Below are 20,354 nucleotides of genomic sequence, written 5' to 3'. Positions count from 1 at the left end.
ACAAAAGTACTGTACTTGAGGAACTCTTGTCTAAGTCGAAATGCTAGCGCTCACAACGATGCCATACTTCTTTATTCCAAGATATAAAAAGCATCTTTTCTGTTAGCATTACATTTCTTTATATCCTTATCATACTGGAGTCACGGAACTTAACATCATAACTAAATGTAAAATCTGATTGAGAAAAGCTATGACAGGACAGGAATTACGTCAGATGTTGCTTGATAAGTGGGGATATTCCTATGATGTCCAGTTTCGACGGGCACAGGGAAAGATATTTTTGCAAGTCATGTGGAAATACTTGGAGCAAGCTTCTTTTCCCTTGAGTGAGGCGGAGTACCAAGAGCATCTTGACACCATTGCTAATTATCTTCATGCCTTGGGTGGGTCAACGCAGGTACAAACATATATTACCCAAACACGCGATCGCCCCCGACTCGGCAAAGCTGTCAGCATTCCTCTAGATTTGGGTGAACGTTCTTCGGAATGGATATTATGACCTACTATTGCATTAGCATTAATAATTTTTTGAGTAATTAAAGTCTTTTTTATACAAAAATGCCTTCGGAAAGATATTGACAAATTGCAGGAAACTTAAATGAGCCGCCAACCATTGCTAGATCCAAATCGCTCGTATACTTTTAGTAATTACTTTGAGTTAGGATTTGCGGTTGACGATTTAGTTGCTGAATTTGGCTATTCCTTCGAGCGCAAATTTCTTGATTTACCACAATATTCTGGTACATTAGACCGACTTAGTGACCTCAAGCATCGAATTGAGGAAGTTTTACCCTATGTAGATTTGGAGAACGAAGCTACACGCCGGGAAATGCTAATTGCGCCAATTGTTACCGATTTAATTCACTATTCCCGTGCTAAATTACGAATTGAATACACTATTAAAGTTGATAACCGACTTCAAGGTAATTTAGATTATTTCCTCAGAACACAAACTAATTTAATTGTGATTGAAGCCAAGCAAGCAGATATAAATAGGGGATTTACACAACTGGCAACTGAGATGATAGCTCTTGATAGGTGGACTGATTCGACTCAAACAGAAATATTAGGAGCAGTAACAACAGGTAATGTTTGGCAATTTGGCAGATTATACCGACAAACACAACATATTGAGCAAGCAATCAACCTTTATCGTGTTACCGAAGAGTTGGAAATAGTGGTTAGGATCTTACTAACTGCGCTCCTTAACTAAAACTAAGTTGAGATTTTTTGGAATATCGTTATTTACCTGTAAGTTTAACCAGTCCAACACCACCGAAATAAAGCCCTAAGACTGCTCCGGCTAAAAGACTTTGAGTTAAGGGGTCAGTAGAAGGTGTAAGCACTGCTCCTAAAACGACTGCTCCCATAATTACGTAACGCCAACCAGCAACCATTCGTTCAGACGAGACAATGTTCAAATTACCGAGCAACAGTTGGATGATCGGAATTTGAAATGCTAAACCAGTGCTGAATAACAGTAGCAGCACAAATTCAAAATATTTATCAATTGACCAAAGTTGTTCAACAACATCTGCTCCGTAGCTGATGAAAAATTTTAACGCTGCGGGGATAAGCAGTAAATAGGCAAATACTAACCCTGCTCCAAACAGCAGACTAGAACCCAAAACCACAGGCCCCAGTATCCGGCGCTCACGGCGGGTTAGTCCTGGAAGCACAAACTGGATAATCTGGTAAAGAATAAAAGGACTAGTAAGTATGAGGCCAGTGTAGGCTGCAACTTTCACGGAGACAAAGAAATACTCTCCGGGTGCAAGTTGAAGAAATTTTACTCCTTGTGCGGGAACCTCAAGTAGTTGGACAATGGGCTTAACGGCAAAGAAACAGCCAATAATACCCACTGCTACGGCAATCAGAGAATAGAAAATGCGCTGTCGCAACTCTTCGAGGTGGTCGAAAAGGGACATTTCAACTTCACCTGGCAACTCATCGAGAGGATCGGTGTCTGAGTTGTCATATTCTTCTGGGTCGATGTTGGGAACGTTTATAGTATCTACGTCTTGTGAAGGCGTCACGTCGCTTCGCTCCGAATTCAAAATTCAAAATTTAAAATTAACAATCCCCTAAATTTAATTTATTTATGGGCTTGTATCTTTTTTTGTTGGTCATCGGCCATTGCGGTGACTCAGCACTCTTCATTATTTTATCTGGGGAATGCGGCTAGCAAGATATGTTTTTCAATGCTGTGGGTTTTTTGTCCTGTTTTTTCGGATTGCATCTGCATAAATTAGTAGTAAGCCATCTTGTAGGCAATGTTGAACCTAAAAAAAGAGTGGAACCGATAATTTAGAAATTACGTCTCTGCGGCTAGCGCTGAGTAAATTGACACAACATCATAACAATACTCAGTTTGGAAATCCGGTTCATCAAGGTGGTATCTATACATACATAGCGTAATCGGAAATTTTTTGCTGAGGTGTTATGAATCAGACAATTTGCATTGGACTGATGGCATTGCCTGTGTATTTATACAATGCTCAACTAGGCAATACTTGTAGTGGTGACATGTCAATTGTCGAAAACCAGCTTCCCGTAGTAACTGCTCTAGTTGTTTACAGCACAAATTCTCAGTTAGATAAATTCCCGTGGCAAATATCAGCTAGAGATGACCAAACCGAAGATTGTCTTCGTGCTGGTACTTGCAGAGACTAAACTAATGCGTAATTCGTAATTTGGCGTTGCTGATTCCATGTATGAAAATGATTTTGCATAATACCAAAATCCTTGGAGAGACGAAGAAAAGCTACGTCTCTACATCCAGATTCTTCAATTCAGCAACGCCCGTAATTTCAGTAATTTCATCATCATACGGAGAGAGTTAATGGTTGCAGGAAATCAGCGCACAGTAGTGGTTACAGGAGCATCAACAGGAATTGGTCAGGCGTGTGCTTTGCTTTTAGACCAGTTGGGCTTCTCTGTTTTTGCTGGGGTGCGTCAAGATATTGATGCTCAAACACTTAAACAGAAAGGATCACAAAGGCTGATTCCGATTTTTTTAGACGTTACTGACGCTGAATCGATCGCAGCTGCTGTTGATCGGGTAACAAACGCAGTCGGTGGTGCGGGGATTTTAGGTTTAGTGAATAATGCTGGAATTGCTGTCCCAGGCCCCTTAGAATTATTAGCGATCGCAGAATTTCAACACCAGATGCAGGTTAATGTCACTGGACAATTAGCAGTGACACAAGCATTTCTTGGTCTATTACGCCAGAGTCGGGGCCGAATTGTCAATATGGGTTCTATTTCTGGTAGAAGCCCGACGCCGTTTCTGGGCGCTTACAATGCTTCCAAATTTGCGCTTGTTGCACTCAATGATGTAATGCGGATGGAGTTAAGCCCTTGGGGAATCTCGGTTTCAATTATTGAACCTGGTTCCATCGCTACCCCAATCTGGGAAAAGTCGTTAAGTCAATCTGAAATAGCACAGCACGATCTATCCCAAACAGCACAAAGTCTCTACGGTCAGGCGATGAATATTGTCCGTGAGAAAATGCAAATTATCGCAGCTAGGGGAATTTCTGCGGATCTTGTCGCTCAAGCTGTTGTTCATGCGCTCACTGCAAAAAAACCCAAAACACGCTATCTTGTTGGACAAGATGCCAAAATTGGAGCTTTGCTGAAGCATATTTTGCCCGACAAGCTGCACGATCGCATTATTTTATACTCAATGGGTTTGTAGATTACTTCCCGTTTTTCAGAGGTCTTTACCCTGAATGCAAAAGCTGTTGTAGCTAAAATCATGGTTTTCGTTAACAAAAGGATCTGTTTCGTTAGCAAAAAGATCTGTTTCATTAACAAAATCATGATTTAGCAACGAGATTAAGCTCAAAATTGCTGTAACAAAACTCTATATTCAAAAACACTAGAAAATTGTACTTCGCAGTACCTTTTTTTGTATTGGATATTTTTAATATTCATAAGAGTACCTTATTTAAGGTAAGGTCTTTTTGCTATTTATACTTATATGGGACTCATACTTTATTTTTGAACAAAACTCAGTACACCCTTATTCCTTCTTCCCAGTCCCCAGTCCCCAGTCCCCAATCCTTTACCTCTAGTAGTATTTCTGCTTACTTAAAATTAAATATCAGCATTGCAATGTGCTACACATAACTTATATATGAACAATTATCCTGAGTGCTGCTAGTTTAGTTAGTAGTTTAGGTGAGATGTACTTAGTGTACTTATAAGGGTTCAATTCCTTAAAACCAATATATTTAATCAGTAGATTTTGTCATCCCTATTCCTGAGTGAACTCGATTAGTTATGCTCCTAGATTTAGAAAGATTTTATCAGGCTTGCAATCCGAGCAGACCTCTAATTATAGGAAATGCCAGCGATCGCAGGTACTATATCGATTTTGCTGCGGTGCGGGGTGGCAAAATTATCGAGGCTTTGCAGCGCACGATCGCTAGAATATCGCCAGATGTCCCAACCTGTCAACTATTTACAGGACATCTCGGTTGTGGAAAATCAACGGAGTTGTTGCGGCTCAAAGCTGAGTTGGAAGTGCAGCAATTTCATGTAGTTTACTTTGAGTCTACCCATGTCTTAGAAATGGCAGATGTGGATGTGACTGATATTTTGTTGGCGATCGCAGGCCAAGTGAGTCAAAGCCTAGAAGCAATGAAAATTAGACTCAAACCTAGCTATTTTACCAAGTTGTTTGGTGAAATTGTGGATTTTTTGCAAACACCAATTGACCTTGGGGTAGAAGCAGAATTATCTGTAGGAATTGCTAAAATTACCGCTAAAACGAAAGAAAGTCCCCAATTGCGGCGGCGGTTAAGAGATTATCTCGAACCGCGAACAGCAAATATTTTACAATCAATTAATCAAGAATTGCTAGAACGTGCCAACAAAGAACTGAAAACCAGGGGTAAAAAAGGACTGGTAGTTATTGTTGATAACTTAGATAGAGTTGCAATTCGACCTTTACCATCAGGGCGATCGCTACCAGAATATTTATTTATTGAGCGGGGTGAACAGTTACGCAAACTGAATTGTCATGTAGTCTACACTATTCCCTTAGCCCTGACTTTCTCCAACGATAGCGCCGAACTTCAGCATCGTTTAGGTGGAGGAGTCGCCCCAAAAATGTTACCGATGATACCTGTACGTTTGCGCTCTGGGGAGATTTTCACCCAAGGGCTAGCAATGATGCAGCAAATGGTGCTAGCTAGAGCTTTTCCAGACATTTTACCTAGCGATCGGTTACGCTTAATTACAGAGGTGTTTGATAGTCGGGAAACCTTAGATCGATTGTGCCTGATTAGTGGTGGTCATGTACGCGACTTGCTAGGGTTACTGTTTGACTGTCTGCGAGAACAAGATCCACCCTTTGAGCGGGAGTGTGTCGAATTGGTAATTCAAAGACAACGGGATTACCGAGCCAACGCCATCGATCCTCATGAGTGGGAACTAATCTTTCAGGTGGTGCAACAGCAGAGAGTCAGAGGTGATATACAATACCACGCTCTCTTGCGAAGTTTATTTGTATTTGAATACCGCGATCATCAGGGAGCTTGGTTTGCCGTCAACCCAGTTTTAGCAGAGACGGAAAAATTTAAATCATGGTTGAACGACACCCACAAGCAGATATAAGAGCAGCAAACGAGCGTGCTTTACGAAGTTTGGGGAGAGCAATTACCCTTTCTAGCGGTCAATTCTCCCTGGTTTTGGTGTGCTGCAATTATCGAGTTTTGCAAGAGCGAATGCTGCAACGGCTCGAAGAACTCTATTCAGGAGTACACCGAATTCAAAAGGTTGTTTTGTCGCATAATGCTAGAAGCCTTTATACAAGTATTCATTTACAACTGCTAAACCAAGATAATCCGCCCTCGGCGTTGATGATTTTGGGTTTAGAGTCAGTAGATGGACTTGACGATCTACTGAGGTCTATCAATCATATTCGTGATGAATTTCGCAAACGCCACCCATTTCCGATGATTGTGTGGATGAATGAGGAAGTGTTGCAAAAGGTTGTGCGTTTAGCGCCAGATTTTGCTAGTTGGGCGGCGACACCGATTCGGTTTGAGATGACAACTGAATCATTGCTGCAATTTTTGCAACAAGAAACTGACTCTTTATTTGCGACGGTGTTACCAAACGATTCTGCACAACACCAACCTCCTCAAGTTGCCAAGAATTATGTCACTGTGGAGCAAGTCTGGGAACATAGCTATGAACTCCACTTTGCCATTAGAGAGTTGCACAATCGTGGTATTACCTTAGAGCCAGAATTACACGCTAGTTTAGAATTTGTTTTTGGTCTAGATAATTATATTAGCGATCGCATTAATCCAGCTTTAAACCATTTTCAGCAAAGCTTGCAAGTTTGGCAGCAATTGGCGAAGAAGGCGGATGAAGGAGCAGGGGAGGCAGGGGAAGCATTTTCTTCGCCTACACCTCCATCTCGCCCATCTCCATTGCTTTTGCGACAGGGAGTTTTGCTGTTTTATATTGGGCTATGTTATTGCCGTTTAGCAGAGCAAAATCAAACTGAAAACCGCCGTCATTGGTACACAGCTAAATTTTATTTTCAGCAGTGCTTGACTATCTTACAAGTGGCTGGTCGTCCAGATATAGTTGCTGGATTTATTAGTCAACTCGCTGAAGTTTTGCAATATCTGCAAGAGTGGCAAGAATTGCAGACGGTTGCTCAAAAGTCTTTGGAGTTGCATCAAACTTATGGTAGTCAAATCCAATTAGCTTGTGACTATGGTTTTCTGGCACAAGTGGCTGTGCAGCAATCGCGGTGGGTACAGGCGAGTATATTAGCACATGTATCACTACTGAAATTAGGTGAGGCGCAAAAACACAATGACCCTTATAACTGCTTATTTCCGTTACTGTTGGGGCAAATTTACTATTTAGTTTTAGCGAAAGCACAGCGAAATTTAGGTGAGCTAGAAGTAGCCCGTGAATACTTAGACAAAGCGACAAAAGAACTACCCGCAGCCTTAGAAAGCAGCGCCCATCAATACGATGCCCATCGTTATATTCGCTTATTGCGGACACTGCGATCGCTCTACTTTGAAGAAGGGCGATATTTGGAAGCCTATTACATACGACAGAAACGGCGTTCTGTTGAGCAACAGTATGGTTTTCGGGCTTTCATCGGTGCGGGACGCTTGCAACCGCAAAGACAGGCGACAAACCCAGCATTGATGTCACCTTCTGGGAGTAGCAGCGTTGCTTTAGAAATTGCAGCTTCTGGACGTGAGCGTGATATTGATAACTTAATTGGCAGAATTAGCCGCGCTGATCGAAAATTAACGGTGATTCACGGTCAATCAGGGGTAGGTAAGAGTTCTATTGTAACTGCGGGGTTAGTTCCAGCACTGCAAAATCGAGCTATTGGCGATCAAATAGCTGTACCTGTAGTCCTACAAGTTTACACCGATTGGGCACGGGAATTAGGAAAATCTTTAAATGAGGCGATGTCTAATGACGCATCCCTTGCCATCTATGCTGACATCATCCCAGAAGCAGAAGCAGCTATGGAAGCGGAAACTTTGCCCTACTCGGATACACCCATCACCATCTTAGAAATTTTACAACAACTAAAAGAAAATGCTGATAACCATCTGATCACAGTTTTAATTTTTGACCAGTTTGAAGAATTTTTCTTTGGTTATAGCGATCGCAATCAAAAGCAAGAATTTGATAAATTTATTAGCGACTGCCTGAATATACCCTTTGTCAAAGTTATCCTTTCCCTGCGAGAAGATTATTTACATCGTTTATTAGACTTTAAAAATGTTTCCGCATTAGAAGCGATTAATAATAATATTCTTGACAAACATATTCGCTACCAGTTAAATAATTTTTCGCCAGAATATGCTAAAGCAATTATCCGAAAGTTGACAGAGCGATCGCAATTAAATTTAGAGCCTGCTTTAATTGATGCCTTAATCGAAGATTTATCCACAGGATTTGGAGAAGTCCGCCCCATTGAATTGCAAGTTGTAGGAGCGCAAATTCAAGATGAGCGAATTACTACACTAGAAGAATATCAGCCATATAGACCCAACAAACTCATTGAGCGATATCTAAAAGAACTGATTAAAGACTGCGGCCCAGAAAATGAACGAGCTGCGTTACTCGTCTTATACTTATTAACAGATGAAAGTAACAACCGACCTTTTAAAACTCGTGCTGAGTTAGCGGCGCAACTAGCAGAATTAGAAGATGCTAGTAAATTAGAGTTAGTATTAGAGATTTTAGTTAGCTCCGGTTTAGTGGTACTATTCCCTGATGTACCAGAACGCTATCAACTGATTCATGATTATTTAGTAGACTTAATTCGCTACTTGCAACAACAAGAATCGAGTTTACAGGTACAACTTAACCAACTACGTTACAAAGTAGAACAGAGTCAAGCTGAGATTGAGCGACTTAAGAGTGAACTTAGCCAAAATGAGCAGCGATCGCAATTAGTAGATCCTTATCCTCAACAGGGTTTGGATTTATTAACAGAATTGCGGGAATTACACAAGCGCGAAGAATTAAGTCAGTTAGAAATTGAGCAATTACGAGCTGAACTCAAAGAAAAAGAATTAACAGCTAAACTCGCAGAAAGTCAAAAGAAACAAAGGCTCAGTGAAGCTCAATTAAATCGTTCATTAAAAATTGCACTTACTGCTTCTGTTCTCGCCATATTAGGATTAAGTGTTTCCATCGTCACAGCAGTAGATAGCGAAATAAAAACCCTCAGCGCATCTAGTGAAGCCTTATTTGCATCCCAAAAAGGTATTGATGCTTTAAAAGAAGGTTTAAAAGCAGGGAGAAAATTACAACAAACAGTCTGGGTAGATTCCAATACTAGAGAACAAGTACAGACGGCACTATATCAAGCAGTTTCCGGGTTAAGAGAATATAACCGTTTCGACGGACATATATCCGGGATAAATAGTGTTACATTTAGCCTTGATCGCTCTTTAATTGCCTCAGCCAGTGCGGATACTACAATTAAACTTTGGCATCCCGATGGTAGCTTGGTCAAAACATTATCGGGGCATGGAGATGTAGTTAATAGCGTCAGTTTCAGCCCAGATAGCCAAATCGTTGCTTCCGCCAGTCAAGATAAGACGGTAAAACTTTGGAGTCGAGAGGGTCAACTGCTTACTACTTTATTAGGGCATCAGGGTGTCGTGAATAGTGCCAGTTTTAGTCCAGATGGTCAGATTATTGCTTCGGCGAGTAGTGACAAGACGGTGAAACTGTGGAATCGGGATGGTAAACTGCTCAAAACTTTGCAGGGACATAATGGTGCAGTTTTAAGTGTCGCTTGGTCAGCTGATGGACAAACCATTGCTTCCGGGAGTGCTGATAAGACGGTGAAATTGTGGAATCGGGATGGTAAGCTGCTTAAAACCTTCCAGGGACATGATGATGCAGTCTTGAGTGTAGCTTGGTCGCTCGATGGTCAAACTATTGCTTCTGCTAGTTTAGACCAGACAATCAAACTGTGGAATCTAGAGGGTAAGTTACTGAGAACCTTATCGGGGCATAGTGCTGGAGTTACCAGCGTCACTTTTAGCCATGATGGGAAAGCGATCGCTTCCGCAAGTACCGATGAGACGATCAAACTTTGGAGTTCTGAAGGTATGTTGCTCGGAACCCTGAAGGGGCATAATAATTGGGTGAATAGCGTCAGTTTCAGCCCAGACGGTCGCACCTTGGCTTCTGCAAGCCGCGATAAAAGTATAAAACTCTGGCATTTGGACGATGTGTTACTGCAAAAGCCGAAAGCCGATAACAATGACTGGGTAACTAGCATCAGTTTTAGCCCAGGCGATCGCACCTTAGCAGCAGCAAGTCGAGACAAAACTATAAAACTTTTCAGTCGAGACGGTAAACTACTCAATACATTCACGGGGCATAAGGGTGAAGTTTGGGGCGTTAGTTTCAGCCGCGATGGTCAAGTAATTGCTTCGGCCAGTAAAGATAAAACGGTGAAGCTTTGGAGTCGTGACGGTATACTACTCAATACCTTGCAGGGTCATAAAGATACCGTCTTGAGTGTAGCTTGGTCGCCTAATAGTCAAGTAATTGCCTCAGCTAGTAAAGATAAAACAGTAAAGCTTTGGAGTCGAGATGGTAAACTGCTCAACACCTTGCAGGGACATCAAGATGCGGTGAATTGGGTAAGCTTTAGCCCAGATGGCAAGTTGCTAGCATCAGCCAGCGATGACAAAACAGTAAAAATCTGGAATTTAGATGGTAAATTGCTATACAACTTAAATGGTCATAGTCGCCGGGTAAATGGGGTTGCTTGGTCGCCTGATGGAAAAGCGATCGCTTCAGCTAGTATTGATAACACGGTGAAGATTTGGAGCCGGGACGGTCATTTGCTAAATAATCTTACAGGCGATGGTGATAGTTTCATCAGTGTGAGTTTTAGCCCCGATGGTAAAACTTTGGCAGCTAGCAGTGATGACAAAGTGAGAATTTGGAACCGAGAAGGGACGTTGCTGATTGCTTTGAAAGGTGATAAGCAAGAGTTAACCAGCGTCAGTTTCAGTAATGACGGCAAGACTCTAGCTGCGGGTAGTGGTAATGGTACAGTGATTTTCCAGAATTTGGCAGATATCGAACTGGAAAAATTGCTGGCACGGGGTTGCAATTTGCTACATGATTATTTGCAGACTAATCAGAAGGTAATGAAGAGCGAACGTGCCTTGTGTTCTAGTAGGTGATGGAGACTTTGTTCCCATTCAGATCGTTAATTTAAAATGAAGCCGAGCTTTTATAATGTTGGGTTTCGTTCCTCAACTCAACCTCAAGCTGTTGTTTCAGAACTACGGCAGGAAAATCAAGCAGGATTCATAAACAAAGCTGTACATCTTGGTAGCATTGAGTGAAGTACTCGTCAGCAAGGGAGCGAGGGTGATGTATGCAACCGTCACACAACCACTGACTTTTGAAGAGTTTCTTGCCTGGGATGATGGTTCAGGCAGAGAATTTGAGCTATTGGATGGAATTCCTGTGCCATTATCAGAACCAAATGCAAATCATGAGGATTTGATCGAGCGACTGTGTAGCTACTTAGAAAATCACTGCCAAGAAAATGACCTGCCTTATGTGTCGCGTCAGTCCAAGCAAGTTCGGCTCAAAACAGCACCAACAGAAAAAGAAAAAAGCCGGAAAGCAGATATTGTCATATTTGCAAGAGTTGAATGGCAGAGAATGAAAACTAGCTCTAGTTCTGCTGCTGCATATATTCCACCACCCGGAATCATTGAAGTCGTTAGCAACAACTGGAAGGACGACTATCTGACAAAACTTGCTGAATATGAGGACTTGGGCGTTTTCGAGTACATCATTGTGGACTATGCTGCTTTTGGTGGCATTCGGTTTATTGGCTCTCCTAAACAGCCAACCATTACAATCTACCAACTTGAAGATGGAGAGTATTTACCCCCAAAGGTGTTTCGAGGGCAGGATCGAATTGATTCTAGATTGTTTCCGAATATTCCCTTAACGGCTGAACAGATTTTTGCAATGAGTCGCTGATTAGCGAAGAAATTTCTTCTAGTCGTCTTCTTGCCATATTTGATGCGCGATCGCTCTCAGTCTTGGAGGAGCGATCGCTGGCTTAACCCAATAGACTTTTTGCATGAGTAAAGTCTCTGTGTTTGAAATGGAGTTATCCCTCTTTTGCCACTTTCGGAAAACAATAATCGAAGCAAGATTCTGAAACTTTGATTTAGCCGAGCTTTGAGCCTTTATTTTCTAACATTAACTAAAGTTTCTAGGCAAAATACAGATAGATTTTGACATCTTTTTGCTTGGTTTATTGATATATCTTAGGTTTGAGCCATTTTTGAGCTAATGGCGTATTTCCCTTGCCCTGCATGGGTTTGAGGCTTGTTTCTCTCTCAAAAATGTCTAAGTTCCGTTATAAAATAAGTCAGACACATGAGATGTGCCGCGTGCGAACAGCGTATCGCGTTATATATATTAATAGGATTTAGACAAAAAACACCCAGAAAAAAATCTCAAATCTATATACAGAGAGATTTTGAAATCATTTTACTTGGTTTATTGATATATCTAGGTTTGAGCCATTTTTGGGCTAATGGTGTATTTCCCTTACCCTGCATGGGCTTGAGGCTTATTTATCTCAAAAATGTTTAAGTTCCGTTAATCATCTATCAAAATAATCTTAATCCATGCAAAAAATCGTATCCGATCCAAAAATAATGATGGGCAAACCTGTCATTTCAGGAACTCGTATTACAGTTGAGTTAATTCTTGAAAAACTTGCTGCGGGTGAAACACCTGAGCAAATGCTCGAAGCGCATCCACGACTTACCGATGAAGGGATTAAAGCAGCTTTGGCATTTGCGGCTCAAGCTTTAAGGTATGATGTGGTTTATCCAACGATTGAGAAAGCTTCTTGAAGTTTTTAGCGGATGAAAATTTAGATAGGCAAATCGTTGAACGTCTACGGCTTGATGGTCACGAAACTTTGTATGTTGTGGAAATGGAACCAGGAATTCCTGACGATGAAGTTTTGAATTTGGCTAACAATGAAGGTGCAATTCTATTGACATCAGATAAGGATTTTGGTGAGTTAGTTTTTCGTTTGCGCCGAATTGCAACAGGTGTTGTGTTAATTCGGTTATTCGGTTTATCTGCAAATGATAGAGCAGAAATTGTTGCCAATGCCATTAATCAACATGCAGATGAATTATTAGGAGCTTTTACTGTTATTTCTAGGACTTACGCACACTCTACGAATTCTCGGCGCTCTTGGCGTCTTGGCGGTTCGAGAAATTAAGCTTTTTAGCAATTTTTGCGTAAGTCCTAATTTCATCTAAAACTATTCGCATTCGTAAAATGACTTGATGCAGAAAAATTAAAAGAGGCATTTTCCAGCTACTAGAGTAAAAATAAAATCCCTATTACCTTCTATTAGTCAAGGTCTTAGGGATTTCTTTGCTTACGGGATTGGTGCGGCTCGAACGCACGACCTGACGCTTAGGAGGCGTCCGCTCTATCCAACTGAGCTACAACCCCAACTATGAAGCACATATAATTATAGCAGTACTTTTACCGAGACTGCCAAACATTATCCTAAGAGCCGCCGCCTACTTCTAAACCACAAAGAAAACTTTCTGCTTTCAAGATTATTTTAGATTTTCTCCCATTTAGTTCTCGTAACTCTAAATTTAACTTTCCTTGCATGGTGTCTTTGCAACAGTATCTTAAACCATCCTCTGTGGGCGCACGCAGAGGTGTACCAGCTAAATCCGTGGTTCCTGTCAATTCAATTTCATAATTAGAGTTGGTAGCTTTCATTTGCCATCTACCCCAAGGCTGAATTTCCCAATCTACTTGTGAATTCCAGGGAACGAATTCATAAAACTTGCCTTGATAGTGCAACCCAATCATCGCTACAGATTCCATCCACCACAGCACACCGCGCCGTCCACCGCCAGCAGTTAATGCTAAGTCAGGTTCGCCTTCAAAGCAATTACAATTTAGCCAAAACCATTTTTGAGGAAAAGCACCACCCCAATTTTTCTCGCCGTAGGCTGGCGCGTTGGTGAATTCGTAGATTTTGCCATTCCAGTCAATTTTTCCACTGGCTAAACCGTGAGCCATCAAAATTTGCCATCCAGGTTCAAAAATCTGCAAAAATGACACCCAGCCAGCAGTTGATTGCTGAATGCTATTTTGATTACCCCAACCGTATACTGGTTGAATTTCATACTTCCAACGGCAATAATTATTGGTGGCGCGATCGCAAATGATTCCTTGATTCAAGGTGGCTGTGGCTTGATATCCCTCTTGAACATGATGCTCAAACTCTGCTGGGAGCAAGTATAGAGGAGCAATTTGCAAATCTGTTTTACCCCAATGACCTAAACCCAGGACATCTCGACTACCCCAAAATTTATTCACATCAGGAAAAGTACGCCATAAATACTCATCATCTGGGCCGAGGATTTGGGCTGCACCGCCACTGTGGGGTTTACCGCCAATGGGATCTTCGATAGAGTACATAAAGGCGAATGTTTGCCCAATTTCCGGTAAAGTGACGCGGTAATACCAACCTTCAAAGAAGCGGCGACTACTACCATCCCAGTGATAACCAGAATGGGGCGTTTGTGTTGATTGGAGGAGATTTAGGGGAATAGTTAACATATATCTATATACTTGCCGATTTTTTCAGTATGCGCGATGACCTCGATATCAATCATGCTTATGAAATTCTTGGGTTGGAACCGGGTGCATCACAAGCACAACTAAAGCGAGCTTACCGTCAACTGGTGAAAATTTGGCATCCCGATCGCTTTCTTGAGCAAAAGCAAAAACAAGAAGCTGAGGAAAAAATCAAATCAATCAACTCAGCTTACAACAAGCTCAAATCAGAAAGTCCATCTGAGCCTCCTATTTCTGAAAATCTATCTTCATCTTCGCGTAAAAATCCCACAAAAATATCTGTGAATCGTTGGGATGCTGAAACTTTCTATAGTTTAGGGGTAGAAAATGCTACAGAAGGAAGGTATGAGGATGCGATCGCAGATTTCACCCATGCAATTCGTCTCAATCCTCACTATGTTGAGGCGTATAAATATCGTGGGCTAGTTTGTTCACAACTGGGATACGAATATAGAGCCGCTTCCGATTTAAATAAAGCTGCACAAATAGAAGAAGAGTTAACAAATCCGGGTGCTGCACGGAGAGTGCGATCGCCTAGATATGTATCAAAACCTAGACCTCTGCTAGAAAGATTTTGTCAGAAGATTAAAAAGATATTGCGGCTAAATCGGCGTTGGAGATGAGAAGTTGCGTAGAATACATATCAGACAAGCATTGCTCATCAACTTAACGTAAAAGCCATGTCCCGCAAGGAACTTTAGTTCCTTGCTAATAGCGAAAGTCTTCTGTTGATGACTAAAAATATAGCCAAAAATCTTTAGTCTACTTGAGTAGACTTTAGCTAAAAGCCAAAGAACTTTAGTTCCAGGCGAGTGAGGAAGCTAACAGTTAAGCCAATACGGTTCGGTTAAGGCAAGAGACGCGATAAATCGCCGTCTTTACAATAATCAGTCCTTTATCTTTACGGCGATGTTTTTATCAACACATCACCTAACCGTTTAATAACATCTATCTTTAGGAGAATCTTTCTTTCGATTAAGTATTAACTTCCTGGAGATAGAGCCACATGTCTAATCTCAGAGGTTATTCTGATAATTACCAACAGTTGAGTAGCAAATAAAACTCAATATTCTATCAGCAACATAAATTTTTAAGCTCATTAAAACCTCTTGTTCTTACAAAACTTTAGTTTTTCAAAATCTTATTGAGGAGTTAAATCAACAGCTATGTCTATTCCCAATGAACGCGAAAGCAAAAACAGTGAAATCAAGCAAGAATCTTACACAGATATTAATGGTAATATTCATACTGACTTGACACGAACTACTGAAACAGTCAAGAACAGCACAGCTAATCCTAACTCTTACACTAACGGTTACGTACAAGGTCGAAATGTTGAGCGTAGCTACCAGCAAGAAGATTTAGCCCAGCGTGATGAAAATAATGCTAGTGGTGGTTTGCTGTTGGGTATTATTCTTACTTCTATACTTGGTTTGATTATAGGTGGAGTTTGGTACTTCAACCAGCAGAATAACGCAGCCGTTGACAATACTGTGCCGGTCGCAGTTCCTGTACCAACTAGTAGTCCAACTCCTAGTGCTTCTCCTCAAACAAAAACAACGATAATCGAAAGAACTAGGGAAGTACCTGTTCCTGTTGCTGTTCCTGTTCCACAACAGCAGGTTACGCCTCCGTCTGCACCTCGCCAACCGGATATTAACATTACTATTCCACCCCAGCAGCCTGCCGCAGAAAAAGCGCCTTCTGTAATCCAGCCAACCCCTAAAGCGACACAAAGTCCAACTACTAATACTGTTGCGCCAAGTACGAAAAGTGATACCTCTAAAACCACTCCACCTCAAGGAGTAGACCAGTCAAACAGTACATCTAATAGCGGTTCTTCTACCGCAGATGATACTACTACAGGCGGTTCTGCTCAATAACGGCTTCTGAATCAGCCCACTTGATGATGCTGGGATTAACGCCAACATCTAACAAGTGGGAATAATTTTTAAGAAAGATTTCTGAATTGTTGCGAAAAGTAAATGGTACTCAAGTTTAGTAAAGGTGTCTTGTAGCTAAACAAACATGATGCTAGATTAAGAGCAAGGTACAAACAGGTTAAGAGTTAAACAAAAACTTTCCAGTTAGAGCCTGTACCTCCTGCTCTAATGTTCTTGTGATCGCTCTTGAAGTTGTGGCATCCATTGAATGTGTTTTCGCCTTAAGTTCAATGAGTTGTTTTGGAGGTATTAAAACGCACAGCCAGAAAATGCCTGCCTAGTTGGAATGTAAGGATGTGCAATTCTGAGTAGAGCGATCGCCAATGCTGTCCACCTTAGTTTGAGTTAGTTACTTCTGAATTCTCCAATCTTCAAGAAACCGCCCCAAGCTGCTGATACTTATCCACCGTAGCTTCAGGCGGTTTCTGCTTTGAGTGTTAGGTATTTAAATTGCACACTGACCAGTAAGGGCTGTCCTTTGTCATTTATTTAGACCAATGCCCAATGCCCAATGCCCAATACTAATGACTAACTAACGTAATTACAGTCACTTCTGGCGGACAAAATAAACGTCCTGGTTTATAAGTTCCTAAACCGCGATTGACATATAGTTGATTTTCTTCGACCTTGTGAAACCCTTGCGCCCACTCCCAATATCGCACGACTTTAGAACAGTCTCCTAAGAAAAATGTTACCCAACGCCGTAATTTTTTGGGAATTTGTTTGAGTAGCTTTTTATAATAAAATACTACAGGGCCAATACCTGGAATTACGATGTGCCCACCGTGGGTATGACCAGATAGTTGCAAATCTACCCGCCATTGTTGCAATATCTTAGCTGTATCTGGATTATGAGATAAAACGATACGGGGTGTAACCGAGTCTAGTTGATTCATGACTGGTGCAGGGTAAAATTCCCGTGACCAATAATCAGCTAATCCTACCAATGGTAATTGTTTTCCTAGTGGATAGGCGATTTCATTCCAAAGCACATGCACCCCAATGCTAGTTAACGCCTGTGTAACTTCTGCTTTTGAGTGGCTGTAATAGATATCGTGATTACCAAGTACGGCGTAGATACCACAGCGACTTTGCAGATGTTTGAGTCGATGCACCAATTGGTGAATCGGTGTCGGATCGTCAGTTACGTAATCACCAGTTAATAGAATTAAATCTGGTTCAGCTTCGTTAGTAAGTGCGATCGCTTTTTCTAACATATCCTCCGATAGCCGCAAACCATCGTAGTGAAAATCTGACAACTGCACTAGCGTTGTACCTTGTAAAGATGCTGGAAGTTCCGCAATCTTAACCGTGATTTTATCTACTCTTAAATGTCCTGTAAACAACCAATGCATAAGGCAACCGATACTCCTCATACCAGCGCTTACAGCTTACCAAAATTAAAATGTAACTTGATAAACTGCAATAATTTATGTCATCTACTCCAGATACAATTAACTAATTGATTGAAATTCTGAAACTAAACTACAGGTACTCATTAGCTAGAATACCTGCTGTGATTCTGTTCTTGAATTTTTAAATTTAGATTACTTACTCAACCTGTAGGGTGATTATAGTAACTTCTGGGCGGCAAAATAAGCGTCCTGGGAGGTAAGTTCCCAAACCACGATTGACATATAGCTGATTTTTCCCCAGCTTATGGAAACCCTGTGCCCATTCCCAATGGCTGACTACAGAAATATTTTCTGACAAAAATGGAAATCGACGCTGCACTTTTTTAGGTATTTTTTCTGCAAGCTTGTCGTAAAAAAACATTGCTGGGCCAATTCCGGGAATCACGATTTGACCACCGTGAGTATGACCAGATAATTGTAAGTCAACTCGCCATGTTTGCAGTATCTCCGCAGTATCTGGGTTGTGGGATAAAACGATGCGGGGTGTGTCGGGGTTTAGTTGATTCATTAATGGTACAGGATTAAATTCCCGTGACCAATAATCAGCTAATCCTACCAATGGTAATTCTTTTCCTAGTGGATAGGCGATTTCATTCCAAAGGACGTGGATTCCAATGCTAGTAAGGGCATCGGTAACTTCTGTTTTTGCGTTTTGGTAATGTATATCGTGATTGCCAAGAATAGCATAGATACCACAGCGACTTTGCAGATGTTTGAGTCGAAGTATCAGTTGGTGAATCGGCGTTGGATCGTCAGTTATGTAGTCACCAGTTAATAGAATTAAATCTGGTTTAGCTTCGTTAGTAAATGCGATCGCTTTTTCTAACATTTCTTCCGACAGCCGCAAACCATCGTAGTGAAAATCTGACAACTGCACCAGCTTCTGACCTTGTAAAGATGCAGGCAACCCTGTAATATTAACCGTCAATTTCTCTATACTCAACGGCCCAGATAACAACCAATGCATAAGACGTTCACTAAAGCTCAATCATAGCGCTAACAGCTTAACGAAACATCTTCGATTTGTGTGTAGAGATCAGTTCAACTTAGTGAACTACCCCAACTTACCGAGTACGGTTGAAGTTGGGGCTTCTGTAATCAAAGGGGAGTGCCTAAACTTAGACTTTCGCCCAAGAATAGGACTTACCTCCCCTCCTACAGCAGAGACGGCTGAACCTTCCGCCAAAATCATTCTGATACCCTCTGCTCTAATGTTCTGAGCGGCGTTCGCATCACGATCATGATGAGTATTGCAATGAGGACAAGTCCACTCACGGACATCCTCTTGTCTCTCACCTATTTGATAAAAACAGTTAGAGCAAAGCTTAGAACTGGGGAACCACCTATCAATTTCAACCAACTTTCCACCTCTGCGTTCTAGCTTATAGGCTAGAAAGTTAGTGAATGTTCCCCATCCTACATCAGATATTGATTTCGCCAATTTGTGATTACGAACCATGCCTTTGACATTAAGATTTTCTACTATGACAGCTTGGCTATCGCTGACCAACTTGTAACTAAGTTTATGCAGAAAATCTTGCCTTGAGTTACTAACTCGCTCGTACACTTTGGCAACAACTTTTCTATATCTATTTCTTGAATTACTCCCCTTTTGTTTACGTGCTAATTTTTTCTGCTTACGTTTGAGGTTTTTCTCATGCTTGGCAAGGTGCTTGGGATTATCGTAAAAAGACACTTTCTCGCCATCGGTTACGACAGCAAAGTGTTTTAGTCCTAAATCAATGCCATAAATTTTACCTTCTGAAATAACCGGATTTTCACCTTCAATTTCAGTCAGAATGGATGCAAGATATTTACCAGAAGGCGTTTTACTCACAGTAACAGTCTTGATTTTTCCCTCAATCGCTCTATGTATTTTGGCTTTGACTATCCCTATGTTGCCAGGAAGTTTGACATTACCATCTACGATTTTGACATTTTGAGGATATTGGACAGACTGTTTTCCATGCCGAGACTTGAACTTAGGAAATCCAGCACGTTTTTCAAAAAAGTTTTTGTAGGCTGTAGTTAGATTGAGTGTTGTAGCCTGTAAAACTTGGCTATAACAATCTGCTAACCACACAGTCTCTTCTGCCTTTTTGAGTGTAGGAAGAAATGCGTTGAGTGCTACACGGCTAAGTCCCTTACCCGTTTCTTTATAAGTTTCAATCGACTTATTTAGAGCGTAATTCCACCACCATCTAGCACACCCAAATGTTTGAGCTAGTTGCATTTCTTGCTCAACTGACGGATATAAACGGACTTGTACAACCTTGTGTAACACTCAATATCACCTCCTTGATGTCTTTATTTTATCATAAATATAGATTGTGATAAAATAAAATAATTGGTGATTTCTCAACCACCCCACTCCTTAATCAACCGCAGGTTGATTAAGGAGTGGGGTGGTTTCGTCATCACCCGGCTATCCATCCCCTGAGCTGTAGACGGATGGGGAATTCCGCCGAATTAGTTAAAAATTTAATGAAAAATAATCAAAAGCCTGAAAGCTATATATAGTAAAACTTTTTAGCCTAAATTCCACTTTTTTGCACAGATATTCGATTCAACCCAAATAAGAAAACCCCTCTGCGTGTAGTAATTTTACTACAACGCAGAGGGATTTCATTTTTTATTTTTGTATAGCGTATAGGCAGATTTTAAAGATAATGCTGGCAAAAAACCAGTTTCTCTGATGTTGTGTTTATTCTAACCTGCCTATTCAGTTTAGCCTAGTACAGTACGACCTAAATAAACCACCCCATTCAAAATGGCCAAAAAGTCTACCCTATAAGCT

The 20,354-nt window shown here is 41.2% G+C and carries 16 protein-coding genes and 1 tRNA gene; 11 read left to right on the top strand and 6 right to left on the bottom strand.

The annotated features are described in order from the left end of the window. Nucleotides 1-190: 190 nt before the first annotated feature. Together CDC33_RS27265 and CDC33_RS27260 are read left to right on the top strand one after the other, a co-directional pair. Entirely contained in the window at nt 191-499 is a 309-nt protein-coding gene (locus CDC33_RS27265) for a DUF3067 family protein (RefSeq protein ID WP_109011578.1), read from the top strand. A 99-nt stretch (nt 500-598) separates the two neighbouring features. Beyond that, a complete protein-coding gene (locus tag CDC33_RS27260; RefSeq protein WP_109011577.1) occupies nt 599-1,213 on the top strand; it encodes a hypothetical protein in 615 nt (204 codons plus the stop codon). Between the two features lie 28 nt (nt 1,214-1,241). Here CDC33_RS27260 and tatC read toward each other — a convergent pair whose 3' ends face one another. Next, the gene (tatC, locus tag CDC33_RS27255; RefSeq protein ID WP_109011576.1) at nt 1,242-2,036 is read right to left on the bottom strand and encodes a twin-arginine translocase subunit TatC; all 795 of its coding nucleotides are present in this window, start codon (nt 2,034-2,036) and stop codon (nt 1,242-1,244) included. A gap of 406 nt (nt 2,037-2,442) precedes the next feature. On the opposite strand from tatC, the gene CDC33_RS27250 reads away from it, so the two are divergent. The 7 genes from CDC33_RS27250 (at nt 2,443) to CDC33_RS27220 (ending at nt 12,811) form a co-directional block, all read left to right on the top strand. Continuing rightward, the gene (locus tag CDC33_RS27250) at nt 2,443-2,673 is read left to right on the top strand and encodes a hypothetical protein (RefSeq protein ID WP_109011575.1); all 231 of its coding nucleotides are present in this window, start codon (nt 2,443-2,445) and stop codon (nt 2,671-2,673) included. 169 nt (nt 2,674-2,842) lie between these two features. Then, the gene (locus CDC33_RS27245) at nt 2,843-3,700 is read left to right on the top strand and encodes an SDR family NAD(P)-dependent oxidoreductase (RefSeq protein ID WP_109011574.1); all 858 of its coding nucleotides are present in this window, start codon (nt 2,843-2,845) and stop codon (nt 3,698-3,700) included. 587 nt (nt 3,701-4,287) lie between these two features. Then, the gene (locus tag CDC33_RS27240) at nt 4,288-5,625 is read left to right on the top strand and encodes a P-loop NTPase fold protein (protein WP_109011573.1); all 1,338 of its coding nucleotides are present in this window, start codon (nt 4,288-4,290) and stop codon (nt 5,623-5,625) included. After that, nucleotides 5,595-10,724 (top strand): WD40 domain-containing protein, encoded by a 5,130-nt coding sequence (locus CDC33_RS27235; protein WP_109011572.1) that lies wholly within the window; start codon nt 5,595-5,597, stop codon nt 10,722-10,724. The genes CDC33_RS27240 and CDC33_RS27235 overlap by 31 nt, the downstream gene beginning before the upstream one ends. Nucleotides 10,725-10,917: 193 nt before the next feature. Further along, the gene (locus tag CDC33_RS27230) at nt 10,918-11,541 is read left to right on the top strand and encodes a Uma2 family endonuclease (protein WP_109011571.1); all 624 of its coding nucleotides are present in this window, start codon (nt 10,918-10,920) and stop codon (nt 11,539-11,541) included. A 659-nt stretch (nt 11,542-12,200) separates the two neighbouring features. Beyond that, on the top strand, nt 12,201-12,431 hold the full coding sequence (locus tag CDC33_RS27225) for a DUF433 domain-containing protein (RefSeq protein ID WP_109011570.1): 231 nt from the start codon (nt 12,201-12,203) through the stop codon (nt 12,429-12,431). After that, nucleotides 12,428-12,811 (top strand): DUF5615 family PIN-like protein, encoded by a 384-nt coding sequence (locus CDC33_RS27220; protein WP_109011569.1) that lies wholly within the window; start codon nt 12,428-12,430, stop codon nt 12,809-12,811. The genes CDC33_RS27225 and CDC33_RS27220 overlap by 4 nt, the downstream gene beginning before the upstream one ends. Nucleotides 12,812-12,976: 165 nt before the next feature. On the opposite strand, the gene CDC33_RS27215 is transcribed toward CDC33_RS27220, so the two are convergent. Continuing rightward, nucleotides 12,977-13,050 (bottom strand) — tRNA-Arg (locus tag CDC33_RS27215). 57 nt (nt 13,051-13,107) lie between these two features. Further along, nucleotides 13,108-14,181, bottom strand: coding sequence for a tocopherol cyclase family protein (locus CDC33_RS27210; RefSeq protein ID WP_109011568.1), 1,074 nt, complete (start codon nt 14,179-14,181; stop codon nt 13,108-13,110). A gap of 29 nt (nt 14,182-14,210) precedes the next feature. Between CDC33_RS27210 and CDC33_RS27205 the strand changes: the two genes are divergently transcribed. Continuing rightward, nucleotides 14,211-14,822, top strand: coding sequence for a J domain-containing protein (locus CDC33_RS27205; protein WP_109011567.1), 612 nt, complete (start codon nt 14,211-14,213; stop codon nt 14,820-14,822). A gap of 543 nt (nt 14,823-15,365) precedes the next feature. Then, nucleotides 15,366-16,082, top strand: coding sequence for a hypothetical protein (locus tag CDC33_RS27200; protein ID WP_109011566.1), 717 nt, complete (start codon nt 15,366-15,368; stop codon nt 16,080-16,082). 581 nt (nt 16,083-16,663) lie between these two features. Here the strand turns inward: CDC33_RS27200 and CDC33_RS27195 are convergent. The 3 genes from CDC33_RS27195 to CDC33_RS27185 form a co-directional block, all read right to left on the bottom strand. Continuing rightward, nucleotides 16,664-17,497 (bottom strand): metallophosphoesterase, encoded by an 834-nt coding sequence (locus tag CDC33_RS27195; protein ID WP_109011565.1) that lies wholly within the window; start codon nt 17,495-17,497, stop codon nt 16,664-16,666. 196 nt (nt 17,498-17,693) lie between these two features. After that, nucleotides 17,694-18,524 carry a metallophosphoesterase gene (locus tag CDC33_RS27190; protein WP_109011564.1) on the bottom strand — a complete coding sequence of 277 codons (831 nt, stop codon included), beginning with the start codon at nt 18,522-18,524 and terminating at the stop codon, nt 17,694-17,696. An 87-nt stretch (nt 18,525-18,611) separates the two neighbouring features. Further along, entirely contained in the window at nt 18,612-19,841 is a 1,230-nt protein-coding gene (locus tag CDC33_RS27185) for an RNA-guided endonuclease InsQ/TnpB family protein (RefSeq protein ID WP_109011563.1), read from the bottom strand. Between the last annotated feature and the right edge of the window lie 513 nt (nt 19,842-20,354).

Origin of the sequence: Nostoc commune NIES-4072 (assembly GCF_003113895.1) — a bacterium.
In the GTDB taxonomy this organism is placed as follows: domain Bacteria; phylum Cyanobacteriota; class Cyanobacteriia; order Cyanobacteriales; family Nostocaceae; genus Nostoc; species Nostoc commune.
Note: the sequence above shows the minus strand (reverse complement) of the source record. Positions and strands in the feature narration are given on the sequence as shown.

What these genes read in the sequence shown, in the direction of transcription:
- CDC33_RS27265 (WP_109011578.1), top strand. Translation starts at nt 191, where the DNA reads ATGACAGGACAGGAATTACGTCAGATGTTGCTTGATAAGTGGGGATAT.
- CDC33_RS27260 (WP_109011577.1), top strand. Translation starts at nt 599, where the DNA reads ATGAGCCGCCAACCATTGCTAGATCCAAATCGCTCGTATACTTTTAGT.
- CDC33_RS27250 (WP_109011575.1), top strand. Translation starts at nt 2,443, where the DNA reads ATGAATCAGACAATTTGCATTGGACTGATGGCATTGCCTGTGTATTTA.
- CDC33_RS27245 (WP_109011574.1), top strand. Translation starts at nt 2,843, where the DNA reads ATGGTTGCAGGAAATCAGCGCACAGTAGTGGTTACAGGAGCATCAACA.
- CDC33_RS27240 (WP_109011573.1), top strand. Translation starts at nt 4,288, where the DNA reads ATGCTCCTAGATTTAGAAAGATTTTATCAGGCTTGCAATCCGAGCAGA.
- CDC33_RS27235 (WP_109011572.1), top strand. Translation starts at nt 5,595, where the DNA reads ATGGTTGAACGACACCCACAAGCAGATATAAGAGCAGCAAACGAGCGT.
- CDC33_RS27230 (WP_109011571.1), top strand. Translation starts at nt 10,918, where the DNA reads ATGTATGCAACCGTCACACAACCACTGACTTTTGAAGAGTTTCTTGCC.
- CDC33_RS27225 (WP_109011570.1), top strand. Translation starts at nt 12,201, where the DNA reads ATGCAAAAAATCGTATCCGATCCAAAAATAATGATGGGCAAACCTGTC.
- CDC33_RS27210 (WP_109011568.1), bottom strand. Translation starts at nt 14,181, where the DNA reads ATGTTAACTATTCCCCTAAATCTCCTCCAATCAACACAAACGCCCCAT.
- CDC33_RS27205 (WP_109011567.1), top strand. Translation starts at nt 14,211, where the DNA reads ATGCGCGATGACCTCGATATCAATCATGCTTATGAAATTCTTGGGTTG.
- CDC33_RS27200 (WP_109011566.1), top strand. Translation starts at nt 15,366, where the DNA reads ATGTCTATTCCCAATGAACGCGAAAGCAAAAACAGTGAAATCAAGCAA.
- CDC33_RS27195 (WP_109011565.1), bottom strand. Translation starts at nt 17,497, where the DNA reads ATGCATTGGTTGTTTACAGGACATTTAAGAGTAGATAAAATCACGGTT.
- CDC33_RS27190 (WP_109011564.1), bottom strand. Translation starts at nt 18,524, where the DNA reads ATGCATTGGTTGTTATCTGGGCCGTTGAGTATAGAGAAATTGACGGTT.